The organism is Roseateles sp. P5_E1 (assembly GCF_054049335.1).
Genome location: NZ_JBFUMN010000086.1, coordinates 1 through 14,615, shown reverse-complemented (window position 1 = coordinate 14,615; position 14,615 = coordinate 1). Strand labels below are relative to the sequence as shown.

Annotated in this window: 15 protein-coding genes; 9 read left to right on the top strand and 6 right to left on the bottom strand. The window is 66.5% G+C overall.

The window, feature by feature from the left end:
* Positions 1-171: 171 nt before the first annotated feature.
* From ilvC to ACXJKJ_RS28875, 3 genes are all read right to left on the bottom strand, one after another.
* A complete protein-coding gene (gene ilvC, locus ACXJKJ_RS28885; RefSeq protein WP_056198273.1) occupies positions 172-1,188 on the bottom strand; it encodes a ketol-acid reductoisomerase in 1,017 nt (338 codons plus the stop codon).
* 48 nt (positions 1,189-1,236) lie between these two features.
* Complete coding sequence (ilvN, locus tag ACXJKJ_RS28880; protein WP_056198275.1) at positions 1,237-1,728, bottom strand: acetolactate synthase small subunit; 492 nt, start codon at positions 1,726-1,728, stop codon at positions 1,237-1,239.
* Positions 1,729-1,893: 165 nt separating this feature from the next.
* A complete protein-coding gene (locus ACXJKJ_RS28875; protein WP_457349610.1) occupies positions 1,894-3,678 on the bottom strand; it encodes an acetolactate synthase 3 catalytic subunit in 1,785 nt (594 codons plus the stop codon).
* 231 nt (positions 3,679-3,909) lie between these two features.
* On the opposite strand from ACXJKJ_RS28875, the gene ACXJKJ_RS28870 reads away from it, so the two are divergent.
* From ACXJKJ_RS28870 to ACXJKJ_RS28835, 8 genes are all read left to right on the top strand, one after another.
* Complete coding sequence (locus tag ACXJKJ_RS28870; protein ID WP_056198279.1) at positions 3,910-4,479, top strand: RNA polymerase sigma factor; 570 nt, start codon at positions 3,910-3,912, stop codon at positions 4,477-4,479.
* Positions 4,476-4,949: a DUF3619 family protein gene (locus ACXJKJ_RS28865; protein ID WP_082532708.1), complete on the top strand. Its 474-nt coding sequence runs from the start codon at positions 4,476-4,478 to the stop codon at positions 4,947-4,949. The genes ACXJKJ_RS28870 and ACXJKJ_RS28865 overlap by 4 nt, the downstream gene beginning before the upstream one ends.
* 184 nt (positions 4,950-5,133) lie before the next feature.
* Complete coding sequence (locus tag ACXJKJ_RS28860; protein ID WP_457394529.1) at positions 5,134-5,778, top strand: DUF3106 domain-containing protein; 645 nt, start codon at positions 5,134-5,136, stop codon at positions 5,776-5,778.
* Positions 5,775-6,287, top strand: coding sequence for an RDD family protein (locus tag ACXJKJ_RS28855; RefSeq protein WP_457394527.1), 513 nt, complete (start codon positions 5,775-5,777; stop codon positions 6,285-6,287). Before ACXJKJ_RS28860 ends, ACXJKJ_RS28855 begins: the two co-directional genes overlap by 4 nt.
* 73 nt (positions 6,288-6,360) lie before the next feature.
* Positions 6,361-6,738 (top strand): diacylglycerol kinase, encoded by a 378-nt coding sequence (locus ACXJKJ_RS28850; RefSeq protein WP_056198286.1) that lies wholly within the window; start codon positions 6,361-6,363, stop codon positions 6,736-6,738.
* Between the two features lie 98 nt (positions 6,739-6,836).
* A complete protein-coding gene (locus ACXJKJ_RS28845) occupies positions 6,837-7,622 on the top strand; it encodes an AraC family ligand binding domain-containing protein (protein ID WP_457394525.1) in 786 nt (261 codons plus the stop codon).
* A 64-nt stretch (positions 7,623-7,686) separates the two neighbouring features.
* Positions 7,687-8,298 (top strand): LysE family translocator, encoded by a 612-nt coding sequence (locus ACXJKJ_RS28840; protein WP_457325717.1) that lies wholly within the window; start codon positions 7,687-7,689, stop codon positions 8,296-8,298.
* Positions 8,299-8,365: 67 nt separating this feature from the next.
* On the top strand, positions 8,366-9,148 hold the full coding sequence (locus tag ACXJKJ_RS28835; RefSeq protein WP_457394523.1) for a substrate-binding periplasmic protein: 783 nt from the start codon (positions 8,366-8,368) through the stop codon (positions 9,146-9,148).
* 3 nt (positions 9,149-9,151) lie between these two features.
* On the opposite strand, the gene ACXJKJ_RS28830 is transcribed toward ACXJKJ_RS28835, so the two are convergent.
* Together ACXJKJ_RS28830 and ACXJKJ_RS28825 are read right to left on the bottom strand one after the other, a co-directional pair.
* Positions 9,152-9,490 carry a P-II family nitrogen regulator gene (locus ACXJKJ_RS28830; protein WP_056198291.1) on the bottom strand — a complete coding sequence of 113 codons (339 nt, stop codon included), beginning with the start codon at positions 9,488-9,490 and terminating at the stop codon, positions 9,152-9,154.
* A 34-nt stretch (positions 9,491-9,524) separates the two neighbouring features.
* On the bottom strand, positions 9,525-11,189 hold the full coding sequence (locus tag ACXJKJ_RS28825) for an NAD+ synthase (RefSeq protein WP_457394520.1): 1,665 nt from the start codon (positions 11,187-11,189) through the stop codon (positions 9,525-9,527).
* On the opposite strand from ACXJKJ_RS28825, the gene ACXJKJ_RS28820 reads away from it, so the two are divergent.
* The gene (locus tag ACXJKJ_RS28820) at positions 11,188-12,360 is read left to right on the top strand and encodes a GNAT family N-acetyltransferase (protein WP_056198294.1); all 1,173 of its coding nucleotides are present in this window, start codon (positions 11,188-11,190) and stop codon (positions 12,358-12,360) included. The genes ACXJKJ_RS28825 and ACXJKJ_RS28820 overlap by 2 nt on opposite strands.
* Positions 12,361-12,378: 18 nt before the next feature.
* Here the strand turns inward: ACXJKJ_RS28820 and ACXJKJ_RS28815 are convergent.
* Positions 12,379-14,615: autotransporter-associated beta strand repeat-containing protein (locus ACXJKJ_RS28815; protein WP_457394518.1), on the bottom strand; the 2,237-nt coding region annotated here is incomplete at its 5' end.

Sequence of the window (14,615 nt, the reverse complement as noted above, 5' to 3'; positions counted from 1 at the left end):
CGCTTCCTCCCCACACTCGGTCGCCCTCATGCAGTTGCGCTTCGCTTCGTTCGTCGCGATCAACTTACGGCGGGACTTGCACCCGCAAGAGTGCGCTCATGCTGAGCGCACACAAAAAAGGCCGGCGCCCTTCGGCACCGGCCTTTCAATCTGTAGCGAGCGGGCTGGCGATCAGTTCTTCGCCTTGTCCACCAGCTTGTTGGCCTTGATCCAGGGCATCATTTCGCGCAGCTTCTCACCGACCTGCTCGATGGGGTGCTCGGCCGTCAGGCGGCGGCGGCTGATCAGCGTCGGAGCGCCGGCCTTGTTCTCGAGGATGAAGCTCTTGGCGTATTCGCCCGTCTGGATGTCCTTCAGGCACTGGCGCATCGCGTTCTTGGTGTCTTCGGTGACGACGCGCGGGCCGGTCACGTACTCACCGTACTCGGCGTTGTTCGAGATCGAGTAGTTCATGTTGGCGATGCCGCCTTCGTAGATCAGGTCCACGATGAGCTTGAGCTCGTGCAGGCATTCGAAGTAGGCCATCTCGGGGGCGTAGCCGGCTTCCGTCAGCGTCTCGAAGCCCGCCTTGATCAGTTCCACGGCGCCGCCGCACAGCACGGCCTGCTCGCCGAAGAGGTCGGTCTCGGTCTCTTCGCGGAAACTGGTCTGGATGATGCCGGCCTTGCCGCCACCGTTGGCTGCGGCATAGCTCAGGGCCAGGTCACGGGCCTTGCCGGTCTTGTCCTGATAGATGGCGATCAGGTGAGGCACGCCGCCACCCTGGCGATACGTGTTGCGCACCGTATGGCCGGGGGCCTTGGGAGCGACCATCCAGACATCCAGGTCAGCGCGCGGCTGCACCTGGCCGTAGTGGACGTTGAAGCCGTGTGCGAAGGCCAGCGACGCGCCCTGCTTGATGTTGGGCTCGACCTCGTTCTTGTAGACGTCGGCGATCTGCTCGTCGGGCAGCAGGATCATGACCACGTCGGCCGATTTCACGGCGTCGGCGATCTCGGCGACCTTGAGGCCCGCGCCTTCGGCCTTGGACCAGGACGCGCCGCTGCGGCGCAGCGCGACGGTGACCTTGCAGCCGCTGTCGTTCAGGTTCTGCGCGTGGGCATGGCCTTGTGAGCCGTAGCCGATGATGGTGACGTTCTTGCCCTTGATGAGGCTGAGATCGGCGTCCTTGTCGTAGTAGACGTTCATGATGGGTCGCTCCAGGAAAAAACTGTGGTGTGTTGGGGTGAAGGCGGATCAGACGCGCAGGATGCGCTCGCCGCGGCCGATGCCGCTGGCGCCGGTGCGTACGGTTTCGAGGATGGACGCACGGTCGATCGCATCGATGAAGGCGTCGAGCTTGCCGGCGTCGCCGGTCAACTCGATCGTGTAGGTCTTCTCGGTCACGTCGATGACGCGGCCACGGAAGATGTCGGCGGTGCGCTTGATTTCCTCGCGCTCCTTGCCGACGGCGCGCACCTTGATGAGCATCAGCTCACGCTCGGTGTAGTTGCCCTCGGTCAGGTCGACCACCTTGACGACCTCGATGAGGCGGTTCAGGTGCTTGGTGATCTGCTCGATGACCTCGTCGCTGCCCGTCGTCACGATGGTCATGCGCGAGAGGGACGGGTCTTCCGTCGGCGCGACGGTCAGGCTCTCGATGTTGTAGCCGCGGGCCGAGAACAGGCCGACGACGCGCGACAGCGCACCCGGCTCGTTCTCGATGAGCAAAGCAATGATGTGTTTCATGGGTTCTTCGTCCTTCGCGCTCTTCAGTGCCGCTGGCGGTAACCAGCGGACCTTGGCTGCGGGTTCGAGTGGAGTGGATCGCTGCGGGTGTCGGACTGCTTGCGCTTTTCAGCGGCAACCCCGACTGGCGCGGTAACGCCAGCCAGAGCTGCCGATTTCAGGCGCTCACAGGTCTTCCGATCCCAGCAGCATCTCAGAAATGCCCTTGCCCGCCTTGACCATGGGCCAGACGTTCTCGGTCGGATCGGTGCGGATGTCCAGGAAGACGGTGCGGTCCGTCAGGCGCATCGCTTCCTTCAGCGCGGGCTCGACGTCGCTGGGCTTCTCGACCAGGATGCCGACGTGGCCATAGGCCTCGGCCAGCTTCACGAAGTCGGGCAGCGCGTCCATGTAGCTGTGCGAGTAGCGGCCGCCGTAGTCCAGCTGCTGCCACTGCCGCACCATGCCCAGGTAGCGGTTGTTCAGCGAGACGATCTTGACCGGCGTCTTGTACTGGAAGCAGGTCGACAGCTCCTGGATGCACATCTGGATGCTGCCTTCGCCGGTGATGCAGAACACATCCGACTCCGGCTTGGCCAGCTTGATGCCCATCGCATAGGGCAGGCCCACGCCCATGGTGCCCAGGCCGCCGGAGTTGATCCAGCGGCGCGGCTGGTCGAACTTGTAGTACTGCGCGGCCCACATCTGGTGCTGGCCGACGTCGCTGGTGATGTAGGTGTCGCGGTCGCGGGTCAGCTTCCACAGCGTGTCGACGACCATCTGCGGCTTGATGACCTCGTCCGAGCCCTTGTAGACCAGGCAGTCACGGCCGCGCCATTCATTGATCTGATTCCACCATGCGTTGACGGCGTCCGCATCCGGCTTGGCCTGCGCTTCCTTCAGCTGGGCGATCAGCTCCTGCAGCACGTCCTTCACGTCGCCGACAATGGGAATGTCGACGCGCACGCGCTTGGAGATCGACGAGGGGTCGATGTCCACGTGGATGATCTTGCGCTCGACCGAACCGAAGTGCTTGGGGTTGCCGATGACGCGGTCATCGAAGCGTGCGCCCACGGCCAGCAGCACGTCGCAGTGCTGCATGGTCATGTTGGCCTCGTACGTGCCGTGCATGCCCAGCATGCCCAGGAAGCGCGGGTCGGTGCCGGGCATGGCACCCAGGCCCATCAGCGTGTTCGTGCAGGGGAAGCCCAGCATGTCGACCAGTTGGCGCAGCTCCGCCGTGGCTTCACCCAGGATGACGCCGCCGCCCGTGTAGATGTAAGGGCGCTTGGCCTGCAGCAGCAGTTGGACCGCCTTGCGGATCTGGCCGCTATGGCCCTTCTTGACCGGGTTGTAGGAGCGCATTTCGATGCGGTCCGGATAGCTGAACGTCGTCTTCGCGAGCGACACGTCCTTCGGAATGTCCACGACGACCGGGCCGGGGCGGCCRGTACGGGCGATGTGGAAGGCCTTCTTCAGCGTCAGCGCCAGGTCGCGCACGTCCTTCACCAGGAAGTTGTGCTTGACGATGGGGCGCGTGATGCCGACCGTGTCGCACTCCTGAAAGGCATCCAGGCCGATCGCGGGCGTTGGCACTTGACCCGTGATGATGACCATCGGGATCGAGTCCATGTAGGCCGTCGCGATGCCGGTCACGGCATTCGTGACTCCTGGGCCCGAGGTGACCAGCGCCACACCGACTTCGCCGGTCGCCCGGGCAAAGCCGTCGGCGGCGTGTACGGCCGCCTGCTCGTGGCGCACCAGCACGTGCTGGATGCTTTCCTGCTTGTAGAGGGCGTCGTAGATGTAGAGCACCGCGCCGCCGGGGTAACCCCAGAGATGGCGCACCCCTTCGGCCTGCAGGCAGCGAACGAGGATCTCGGAGCCATTGAGCTCCGCGGTGGAATTGGGGGATTGGGAATTCGGCTGCGCCAGGGCGGCGCGCTTGATATCCGCGGCAGACATGTCCATTTTTAGAACCTTTGTGAATTTCTCTAACGAAAAACCATTGGTGTCCCTCTTCTCGCCCTCGTGAAGCGGATTTGGAACCTGCGCGATCAACAGATGGAGCCCCAGTCGGGCGGCCACTGAGAGACCATTGACTCTTTGTGCGAAGCAACATTATGCCGAGCAAAATCGTGTGAGCCTTCGTATCAGACGAATGCCATAATCCGAGCTGCCGCCCGGACCTGCCTCCCCGCCTTGGCCACCGACAAAGAACTCAACGATTTCCTGCGTACCGTCGACCGCCGCGCCTTCAAGCGCACGGCCTACGTGGTTCGAGACGACGATGCCGCCCTGGACATCGTCCAGGACGCCATGATCAAGCTGGCCGAGAACTATTTCGACCGCCCCGCGGCCGAGTTGCCGCTGCTGTTCCAGCGCATCCTGTCGAACGCGACGATGGACTACTTCCGTCGCCAGAAGACGCGCCGGGCCGTCATGACAAATATGTCGGAGTTCGAGGGCGGCGGCGATGGCGACGGTGATTTCGACCTGCTGGAGATCCTTGAAACCCAGGAAGGCGCCATGGGCGCCTTGAGCGCCGCGGATGAGGTCAGCCGGGCGCAGATCTTGCAGCGCATCGAGACGGAAGTCGAACAGCTGCCGACGCGTCAACGCGAAGCCTTCCTGCTGCGTTACTGGGAGGAACTGGATGTTGCAGAGACCGCGTCTGTGATGGGTTGCTCGGAAGGCAGTGTCAAAACTCACTGTTCCCGCGCCGTCCATTCGCTGGCGAAGTCGCTCAAGGCCAAGGGGATCACGCTATGAAGTCGCCGTCGAAATTTTCCACCTTCCCTGCCGACCTGGATGCTCGCGTCACGCGTTTTGGCCTGCGTGTCGCTGCTGGCCTGACCGAGCGCAACGCCACACTGCCGCATGACGTGTCCGAACGTCTGCGCTTCGCACGTGAGCAAGCCTTGGCCCGCGCCGCCCAGGCCCGCGCTGCGCGCACCTCGGTAAGCACGGCCAGCCCTGGGGTGGTGCAGATGGGTTCGACGCTGGCCCTGAGCGGCGGCCCGCGCGGTGCCGGCGGCAACAACGGCCTATGGTCCAAGCTTGCGTCCGCCCTCCCGCTGCTGGCGCTGCTGGCCGGGCTGCTGTTGATGCAACAAGGCCAGATCCATGAACAGATCGTCGCCGCCGCTGAGGTGGACACGGCGCTGCTCAGCGACAACCTGCCGCCCTCCGCCTTCAGCGATCCGGGCTTCGCCGAATTCCTGAGAGACGGTCAAGAATGACCGGATGCCCATGAGCCGAGCCGCGCGGAGGCCTCCCGCCCCTCTCCGCCCGTTGATTGCCCTGCTGCTCACCGCAGCGGGGTTTTCTGCTTTTGCGCAGACACAAGACGCGGCTTCGGCGCCAGATGCCATTGCAGCAAGCGCGGCCATCTCCCCTCCCGCAGTTCGACCGGCAGCACCTGTCATGTCGCCGGTCTCCGCGCTGGCCGCCGCACCGACCTGGCAGGCACTGACGCCAGCGCAGCGCGACCTCCTCGCACCGCTGGCGAAGGACTGGGACAAGCTCGGCCCCAACCAGCGCAGCAAGTGGCTGAATGYGACGCCGCGTCTGGCCGTGCTGCCGCCTGCCGAACTCAACCGCCTGCATGAACGCATGCGTGACTGGGCCAATCTGACGCCGGKCGAGCGGGTCGATGCCCGCATCGGCTTCCAGGTGGCCAAACAGGTGGATTCCGAGCAGCGTCAGGCCAAGTGGGAGGCCTACCAGGCGCTGCCCCAGGAAAAACGCCAGGAGCTTGCCGACAAGGCCGTTGCGCGCCGTCAGGCCCAGACCAAGGCCGCCAGCCCGGTGGCCAAGCCGCTGACTGCGGTGCCCAAATCCAATATCGTGCCCGCGGCGCCCAAGCTCGTCACGCCGACACCCGTGACGGGCAGTCTCATCCAGGCCAAGCCGGGTGCTACGACGGTCCTGATCACGCGCGGCCTCGTCCTGCCGGCCCACCACGCAGCGGGTGAGACCAAGGTGGTGGCCGATCCGGCCCTGGTGGACCCCAAGACGCTGCTGCCAAAATCGCTGAAGGCGCCACCCGCGTCCGTACCGCGCACATGACGGCGTTGGTCGACACGAACGCCGCGCCTGCGGGCCTGGCGAGACGTTTCGCGGCCTTTCTCTACGAAGGCGTACTGCTGTTCGGCGTGGTCTTCTTCGCCGGCTTCCTCTACTCGGTGCTGACGCGCCAGCAGCATGCGCTGGAGGGTCGCACGGGCATGGCCGTGAGCCTTTTCACCGTGCTGGGCCTGTACTTCGTCGGCTTCTGGACGCGCACGGGTCAGACGCTGGCAATGAAGACCTGGCATCTGCGCGTCACCGACGCCGCCGGCCGGCCGCTGGGCTGGGGCCGTGCGTTGCTGCGCTACTGCTTGAGCTGGCTGTGGTTCCTGCCGGCGCTGATCAGCGTCTGGGCGCTGGGCCTGCACGGCGGCGGCGCCATCATCGGCAGCCTGCTGGCCGGCATCGCCGGCTACCTGCTGATTGCACGCCTGCACCCGCAGCGACAATTCCTGCACGACGCCCTCTGCGGTTCGCGCGTCATCACCCAACTTCCCGTGCGCTCATGAGCGCAGCGCCGGGCCGTCCCAAGCAAACTCGCTCCCGCCTGGCGGGACAAGGCCGCAGGCCTAAGGGTGCCCCATGACCAACCCGCACAAGGGCCGGACCGGCCTGGACCGCATCATCCACGCCGCCGGCTATTCCTGGGCCGGTCTCAAGGCCGCCTACACCGGCGAGAGCGCCTTCCGCCAGGAAACCTGGCTCTGCATCATTGCCGCGCCGCTGGCGTTCTGGTTGGCCAACACCTGGGAGCAAGCGGCGCTGCTGCTGGGCTCGCTGCTGCTGCTGCTCATCGTCGAATTGCTGAACTCCGCCATTGAAGCGGTCGTGGACCGTGTGTCCTTCGAGCGGCATGAGCTGTCCAAGCGCGCCAAGGACATTGCCAGCGCCGCGGTGCTGATGGCGCTGGTGCTCGCTGGCGGCATCTGGGCCGCCGCCGTCTGGCAGCACCTGCGCTGAGGCAACGCAGCCCCCACGCTCATTTCATGAGCTGCCCCCGAGGGGGCGCGTCAGCGCCTTCGGACGGCCGGGCGGCACTGACATGCCACAGTCGGGCCATGCAGGCCCGCGGTTTCAAGCTGATCCCGAGCCACGTCGACGGCGTCGAGGTGGTCGTAGCCGACTCGGCGCTGGCCTTCGGCCGCCACACGCATGACGAGTTCGGCATCGGCCTCATCGAGCGTGGCGCGCAGAAATCGGCCAGCGGGCGCGGTGTCGTCGAGGCTGGTGCGGGCGACCTGATCACGGTCAACCCCGGCGAGGTGCACGACGGCACGCCTTTTGATGCGAGCGGGCGGTGCTGGCGCATGCTCTATGTCGATCCGGCCCGGTTGCTGGATGCGGCAGCGGACATCGCGCCAGGTTCATCGTTTGAGTTCAAGGCGCCCGTCATTCGTGATGCCCTCATGACGGCACGCTTTCGCGCCCTGTTCAACGCGGTCACCACGGACGACGCGTTGCACTCCGACGCCGAACTGCTGACACTGACCGCGCGGCTTCTCAAGCCCTCGTCGGTAGAGCGCCCCGCCGTGAGCGCCGGCGTCACCGCCGCGCGCGAGCGCATTGACGACGATCCCGCTGCCGAACTGACGCTATCAGGCTTGGCCACCGATGCGGCGATGAGCCGCTACCAGTTCCTGCGCGCCTTCACGCGCCTGACCGGCCTGCCGCCCCACGCGTACCTGCTGCAGCGCCGCGTACAGCGCGCGCGCCGGCTGGTGCGCCAAGGCCTGTCGCTGGCAGAGGCCGCCGCGGCCAGCGGATTCGCGGACCAAAGCCATATGACGCGCTGCTTTGTGCGCAACTTCGGCTTGACGCCTGGGGTGTTGGCGCGCAGCCGCTGAAATTTCGTTCAAGACCCGCCGGCGGCATCCGCCGCAGCATGGCGCCTCCACCAAGGAGCGCCCCATGAACATCGAATTCCTGACCGTGTCCCTGCTCGTCGTCGCCTCCCCCGGTACCGGCGCGGCCGTGACCGTGGCCGCCGGCTTGTCGCGCGGCGCGCGCACGGCCGTCATTGCGGCCTTGGGCTGCACGCTGGGCGTCGTGCCCCACATGCTGGCGGCCGTCACGGGCCTGGCGGCGCTGCTGCATGCCAGCAGCCTGGCCTTCGAGGCCGTGAAGTTCGCGGGCGTGGGCTATCTGCTCTACATCGCCTGGATGACCTGGCGCGAGCAGGGGGTGCTGAAGATCGAGGCCGATGGCGCCAAGCGCTCGGATTGGGAGGTCATTCAGCACGCCGTGCTCGTGAACCTGCTCAACCCCAAACTCTCGATGTTCTTCCTGGCTTTCCTGCCGCAGTTCATCGCCCAGGACGAGGCGGCGCCGACGCTGGCGATGCTGCAGCTGTCGGCCATCTTCATGGCCATGACCTTTGCGGTCTTTGCGCTCTACGGCGCCTTCGCGGCGCGCATGCGCGAGCAGGTCCTGGGCAGCCGGACGGTGATGGCCTGGCTGCGGCGGAGTTTTGCGGCGACCTTCGTGGCCCTGGGCATCAAGCTCGCGCTGACGCAGCGCTGAGGTGCCACCGCATGGCGCCCGGCGCGCCAGGCCGCTATGCTGGACTGCAAACCCGCCGAGGCCGGCCGTGCCAAGAGAACTGCTGCTGCACTGCTGTTTCGCTGCCTGTGCATCGAGCGCGGGCGCTGAGCCGTTGCGCGAGGTCGATTTCGGAACGCAACTGTTCCCGCCCTATATCGTGGAACTGCAGGGGCGCGCCTCCGGACCGATGATCGACGTGCTGAACGCGGCCTGCCGAAACCTGGGCTGGAACTGCAACTCGCGCATCTACCCCTGGCGCCGCGCCATCGACCTGATGGAGAGGGCCGAAATCGATGGCCTCTTTCCGGTGCTGGATGTGCCGTCGCGCTACGCCCGGATGTGGATGAGCGTGCCCGTCGTCGATGGTCGCTATGTCTTCTTCTCGCGCCGCGGCGTGGACTTCGTCTACCGCGGCCCCGAATCCCTGGCGGGCCACGAGATCGGCGTCTACGGTCCTTCGGGCACCTCGATGACGCTGCAGGATCTGGCTGCCGGCGGGCCGGCGAAGATCAGGTTGGAGCGCGACAACCTGGTCGCACTGAAGATGCTCGCCGCGGGCCGCTATGGCGACCAGGGCCTGGTGTTCGCCAACGAGCAGGTGGCGCTATGGCTGTTGGCCAGCAATGCGATGGCCGGCCTGCAACCCTCGGGCGGCGCCAAGGACATCTACTACGTCTTCGGGCTGACGCGCAGGCGCATGTCCCAGGCGGACTACCACGCCTTCGACGAGGCGCTCAAAGACTTGTGCCGCACGGGCCAGACGGCCGACCTGGTCAAGCCCTACGGCGTACCGGCCTCGGCCTGCACGGCAGCGCCGGCGCGGCGTTAAGCGTCAGACGGCGGCTTCGTCCGTCTCGCCGGTACGGATGCGCACCACTTGCTCGACCGGCAGCACGAAGATCTTGCCGTCGCCGATCTTGCCGGTCTTGGCGGCCTTCAAGATGGCGTCGATGCAGCGGTCGACCTCGTCGTCCTTCACGACGACCTCGACCTTGACCTTGGGCAGGAAGTCGACGACGTATTCAGCGCCGCGATAGAGCTCGGTGTGCCCCTTCTGGCGGCCAAAACCCTTGACTTCGGTGACCGTCAGGCCCGACGCGCCTACTTCGGCCAGCGCCTCGCGCACTTCGTCGAGCTTGAAGGGTTTGATGATGGCGGTGATTTGCTTCATTGCGAGCGCTCCAGTTTGCGAGGTTCACCCAAGTTTACGCACGGAACCTGGAGGTGATGGGATATCTCCAGTCGCGACCAAAGCCGCGGTGGGTGATGCGGATGCCCACTGGCGCCTGGCGGCGCTTGTACTCGTTGATCTTGATCAACCGGGTGACGCGCTCGACGTCCTCCGGCTTGAAACCGGCGGCAACAATTTCGGCGATCGACTGATCCTGCTCCATGTAGCGGGCCAGGATGGCGTCCAGCACCGCGTAGGGCGGCAGGCTGTCCTCATCCTTCTGGTCGGGGCGCAGCTCGGCCGAGGGCGGGCGGGTGATGATGCGGTCGGGGATGATCTCGGCGCCTTGCGCATTGCGCCAGCGGGCGAGGCGGAACACCAGGGTCTTGGCCACGTCCTTGATGACGGCAAAGCCGCCCGCCATGTCGCCATAGAGCGTGCAGTAGCCGGTGGCCATCTCGCTCTTGTTGCCGGTCGTCAGCACGATGCTGCCGAACTTGTTGGACAGCGCCATCAGCAGCGTGCCGCGGATGCGGGCCTGGATGTTCTCCTCGGTGGCATCCAGCGGCAGGCCCTTGAACTCCTCGGCCAGCGTGGTGTTGAAGGCATCGAACATCGGCAAGATGGACTTCTCGTCGTAGCGCACCCCCAGGCGCTCGGCCATGTCGCGAGCGTCGATCCAGGAGATGTCGGCCGTGTAGGGCGAAGGCATCATCACGGTGCGCACCTTGTCGGCACCCAACGCATCCACAGCGATGGCCAGCACCAGGGCCGAGTCAATGCCCCCCGACAAGCCGATCAGCGCGCCCGGGAAGCCGTTCTTGCCGAGGTAGTCGCGCACGCCGGTCACCAGGGCCTGCCAGACCTGGGCCTCGTACTCCGGCACCGGAATGATGTCGCCACGCAGCCGGCCGCCGTCCAGCTCGATGATGGCCAGCGCCTCCTCGAACATCGGCGCACGGGCCGCCACGCTGCCATCGGCCTGCACCGCAAAGGACGCGCCATCGAAGACCATCTCGTCCTGCCCGCCCACGAGGTGGGCGTAGAGCAGCGGCAGGCCCGCGGCGCGGGCGCGCTCGGCCATGTGGGCCTCGCGCTCCTCGACCTTGCCGATGTGGAAGGGCGAGGCGTTGATGACGCACAGCAGTTCGGCTCCGGCCGCCTTGGCAGCAGCGGCGGGTTCCTCGAACCAGGCGTCCTCGCAGATCAGCAGGCCCACGCGGTGGCCCCTGACGTCGACGACGACAGCGCCAAGCCCGGCATCTCTGCCGGAGTAGAAATAACGCCGCTCGTCGAAGACCTGGTAGTTGGGCAGCTCGCGCTTGGCATAGCTGGCGACGACCTGGCCGCCCGCGAGCACCGAGGCGACGTTCAGGCAGGGCGGCAGCGACCAACTGCGCTCCCGCACCGCCCCACCCTCGCGCTCGCGCGGGTGGCCAACCACGACATGTAGCCCTTCGCAGTCCGCCAGCTCAGCCGCGATGCGCTGCAACTGCTCGTCGCAGGCCTCCAGAAATGCCGGGCGCAGCAGCAGGTCCTCGGGCGGATAGCCGCACAGCGCCAACTCGGGCGTGACGAGCAGATCAACCCCAGCCGTGTGCGCCGCGCGCGCTTGGGCAATGATGCGGTCCGCGTTGCCCACCAGATCGCCGACGACGACATTGATCTGGGCCAGGGCAATCTTCAAGGGCGAGGGCATGGGCGACAGCGATTCAGAACACGAGAGCAGCATTGTCATTCGGGTCGACGCTTCACCCGACGCCTTGCCGCAAGACCATTGGGACGCCCTGCTTTCTGCCCAGGCGCGGCCCACGCCCTTCATGCGCCTGGCCTATCTGCGCGCCCTGCATGCCAGCGGCAGCGCCGGGGCCGGCACGGGCTGGCAGCCGCAGTTCGTTTCGCTGTGGCGGGGCGAGGAGCTGCTGGCGGCCTGCCCGGCCTATCTGAAGACCCACAGCTATGGCGAATACGTCTTCGACTGGGCCTGGGCCGACGCCTACCAGCGCCATGGGCTGAGCTACTACCCCAAGCTGCTGGTGGCCGTGCCCTTCACGCCCGTGCCGGGCAGCCGGCTCTTGGCCGTGGACGATGAAGCACGGGCACTGCTGGCGCAGGCGCTGCGGGCCCTGGCCAGGGAGACTGAGGCGTCGTCCCTGCACGTGCTGTTCGGCGATGAGGCTGACCAGGCGGCGCTTTCAGCAGCCGGCTGCATGGCAAGGGCTGGCGTGCAGTTCCATTGGACGGCCGAGGGCGACGCCGACTTCACGGCCTTTCTCTCGCGCCTGCAGCGCGACAAGCGCAAGAAGATCCAGCAGGAGCAGCGCCGCGTGCGCGAAGCGGGTGTCCTGTTCGAGGCAAACGCCGGCAACGCTATCAGCGTCGAGGACTGGGACTTCTTCTACCGCTGCTACCAGCAGACCTACCGCGAACACCACAGCACGCCCTATCTGAGCCGCGACTTCTTCGCCCGCATGGCCAGCGACATGCCCGAGCATTGGCTGATGTTCACGGCGCTGCGGGCGGGCGAGCGCGTCGCCACCTCGCTGATCGCGCTGGACCCCGAACGCCGCGCCGCCTTCGGCCGTTACTGGGGCGCCGTCGAGCACATCCCCAACCTGCATTTCGACGCCTGCTATTACCAGCCGCTGGCCTGGTGCATAGACAACGGCTACCAGCGCTTCGAGGGCGGTGCCCAGGGCGAGCACAAGATGGCGCGCGGCCTGATGCCGACGCCGACCGCGTCCAGCCACTGGCTGGCCCACCCCTCCTTTGCCGATGCCGTCAATGACTTCCTGGCACGCGAGGGCGAAGCGATGGCGGGCTATATCGACGAGCTGGGCGAGCACCAACCGTTCAAGTCAGTGCCTTGAACCCGGCCATGGCCGATCTCAGGGTCGAGCCACTCCGCCCAGCCGACGCCTGGCCACCCGCCCCACCACCAGCAGGCCCGCCAGCAACATCGCGTAGCTCTCGGGCTCGGGCACGGCGGCGGTGAAGTTCAGGTTCAGCGCATTGCCGGTGGCCGCCACCGACCAGTGGCCGCCCATCAACGAATTGGCGAAACCGCTGCCGTCGATGCTGAACTCTTTGGCCGAGAAGCCCAGGATGCCGCCGCTCGCGTAGGCCAGGGTGTAGCTGTGATCCTGCCGGGCGTCGAAACCGGCCAGCAGCCCCGCGCCGCCGTTCGCCAGCAGCGACTTCAACGTGACGGTGAACGGGTTGGCCGCGCTGGCGTCCAGGCTCAGCGTGCCGCCGACGCTCAGCAGGTCGTACCCCAGCCCGGCGGCGGCGCTGGCATTGGCGATCTCCCACAGATAGCTGGCGCCCTCGGCAAACGTCGCGTTGCCCGCCACGCTCAACTGGCCCGGCGAGTTGCCGGGCGCGAGCTTGCCGGCCAGCACCAGGCTGCCCAGTGCACCGCTGCCGCCCAGCGTGGCGCCCGCGTCGACGCTGAAGGCGCTGCTCAGCGACGAGCCGTTGAGCGTCAGTTGGCCGGCCTGCACCCGCGTCGTGCCGGTGTTGGTGTTGATGCCGCTGAGCGTCTGCGTGCCCGTGCCCGTCTTGACGAAGTTGCCGGTGGATTCGCTGTTCGCCAGCACGCCGGAGAAATTGCCGGAACCATTGGCCACGCCCATCGTGAAAGCGCTGTAGCCCGAGCCGTTGTAGCCAGACTTGATGCGGCCGGCGCCGCTGAGCGCATCGACGCGGACATTGGCCTCGTCGCCATCGAAGACGGCATTGGCGGCCACGTTCAGTCGGCTCTGGTTGCGGGTCCAGTCCTCATTGGCGTGGGAGCCGCCGACCAGAGTGCCGGCCTGCACGTCGATCAGGCTGCCGCTGCCCATTGCAAAAGTCGCCTTGCCCTGCTGCCAGGTCGCCACGCCGGCGCCGGTCTTGCGCAGGGTGCCCTTGCCAGAGAACAGCGTGTCGGCGGCATTGGCGCGGGTGCCGCTGGCCACATTGAGCTCCACCGTGGCGGTCGGTGATGTGATGAAGAACTCAGCGGAGCGGGTGCTGTTTTGCAGCAGCAGCACGCCGCTTTGTACCTGGGTCTGGCCGGTGTAGGTGTTGGCCGCGCCCAGCGTCAGCACACCCGCGCTCTGCTTGACGAGAACGCCCGTGCCGTCGATCGCGCCAGCGAAGCTGATGTTGTCGCTGCGGGCGAAGCTCAGCGTGCCGTTGTTGGTGACCAGCGCGGTGGCCAGAGAGCCGGTGATGCCGCCGTTGCCGATCTGCACCATGCCGCCGTTGATGGTCAGGCGGCCGGTGAAGGTGTTGGCGCCGGTCAGCCCCTGGAAGCCCGTTCCTTCCTTGACGAAGTTGCCGGAGCCCCCCAGCACGCCGGAGAAAACGTCCGAGCCATTGGCCACGCCCATCGTGAACGCGCTGTAGCCCGCGCCGTTGAAACCGGATTTGATGGTGCCCGMGCCGCTGAGGGAGTCCACGCGGACATTGGCTTCCACACCTTCAAAAGTAGCGCCAGCAGCCACATTCAGCCGGCTCTTGTTGGCGCTCCAGTCCTCGTTGCCATAGGACCCCCCGACCAGGGTGCCGCCCTGCACGTCGATGGTGCTGAACTCGTCCAGCGCGAACACGGCTTTGGACCCGGTCCAAACCGCCATGCCGGCGCCGGTCTTTCTCAGCGTGGCGGCGCTGCCGGCGAATTTCACGTCCACTGCGCCGTCGCGCGTGCCCTGATTCACCTGCAACTCCAGCACCGTACTGCCGCTGAGGTTGAAGGCGCTTGAACGCGATGCGCCCTCCTGCACCAACCAGCCGGCCTCGACGTTGGTGGCGCCGGTGTAGCTCTGGTTGCCGCTCAGCCGCAGAATGCCGGCGCCCTGCTGGTGCAGGCTGCCGCTGCCGGAGATGACGCCCTGATAGCCGATGTCGCCGCTGCGCGCAAACACCAGGGCACCGTTGTTGACGATGCTGCGGGTGGCCAGCGAGCCGCGCACACCGCCTTCGCCCACACGCACGGTGCCGGCCTCGATGCTCAGGGTGCCGGTAAAGCTGTTGTTGCCAAGGAGGGTCTGGGTGCCGCTGCCGACCTTGGTGAAGTTGCCGATCTGGCCTTGGGCGGTGTCGGTGTCGGCCAGCACCCCTTCGAAGGAACCCGAGCCCC

What these genes read in the sequence shown, in the direction of transcription:
- ilvC (WP_056198273.1), bottom strand. Translation starts at nt 1,188, where the DNA reads ATGAACGTCTACTACGACAAGGACGCCGATCTCAGCCTCATCAAGGGC.
- ilvN (WP_056198275.1), bottom strand. Translation starts at nt 1,728, where the DNA reads ATGAAACACATCATTGCTTTGCTCATCGAGAACGAGCCGGGTGCGCTG.
- ACXJKJ_RS28865 (WP_082532708.1), top strand. Translation starts at nt 4,476, where the DNA reads ATGAAGTCGCCGTCGAAATTTTCCACCTTCCCTGCCGACCTGGATGCT.
- ACXJKJ_RS28855 (WP_457394527.1), top strand. Translation starts at nt 5,775, where the DNA reads ATGACGGCGTTGGTCGACACGAACGCCGCGCCTGCGGGCCTGGCGAGA.
- ACXJKJ_RS28850 (WP_056198286.1), top strand. Translation starts at nt 6,361, where the DNA reads ATGACCAACCCGCACAAGGGCCGGACCGGCCTGGACCGCATCATCCAC.
- ACXJKJ_RS28845 (WP_457394525.1), top strand. Translation starts at nt 6,837, where the DNA reads ATGCAGGCCCGCGGTTTCAAGCTGATCCCGAGCCACGTCGACGGCGTC.
- ACXJKJ_RS28840 (WP_457325717.1), top strand. Translation starts at nt 7,687, where the DNA reads ATGAACATCGAATTCCTGACCGTGTCCCTGCTCGTCGTCGCCTCCCCC.
- ACXJKJ_RS28830 (WP_056198291.1), bottom strand. Translation starts at nt 9,490, where the DNA reads ATGAAGCAAATCACCGCCATCATCAAACCCTTCAAGCTCGACGAAGTG.
- ACXJKJ_RS28820 (WP_056198294.1), top strand. Translation starts at nt 11,188, where the DNA reads ATGGGCGACAGCGATTCAGAACACGAGAGCAGCATTGTCATTCGGGTC.
- ACXJKJ_RS28825 (WP_457394520.1), bottom strand. Translation starts at nt 11,189, where the DNA reads ATGCCCTCGCCCTTGAAGATTGCCCTGGCCCAGATCAATGTCGTCGTC.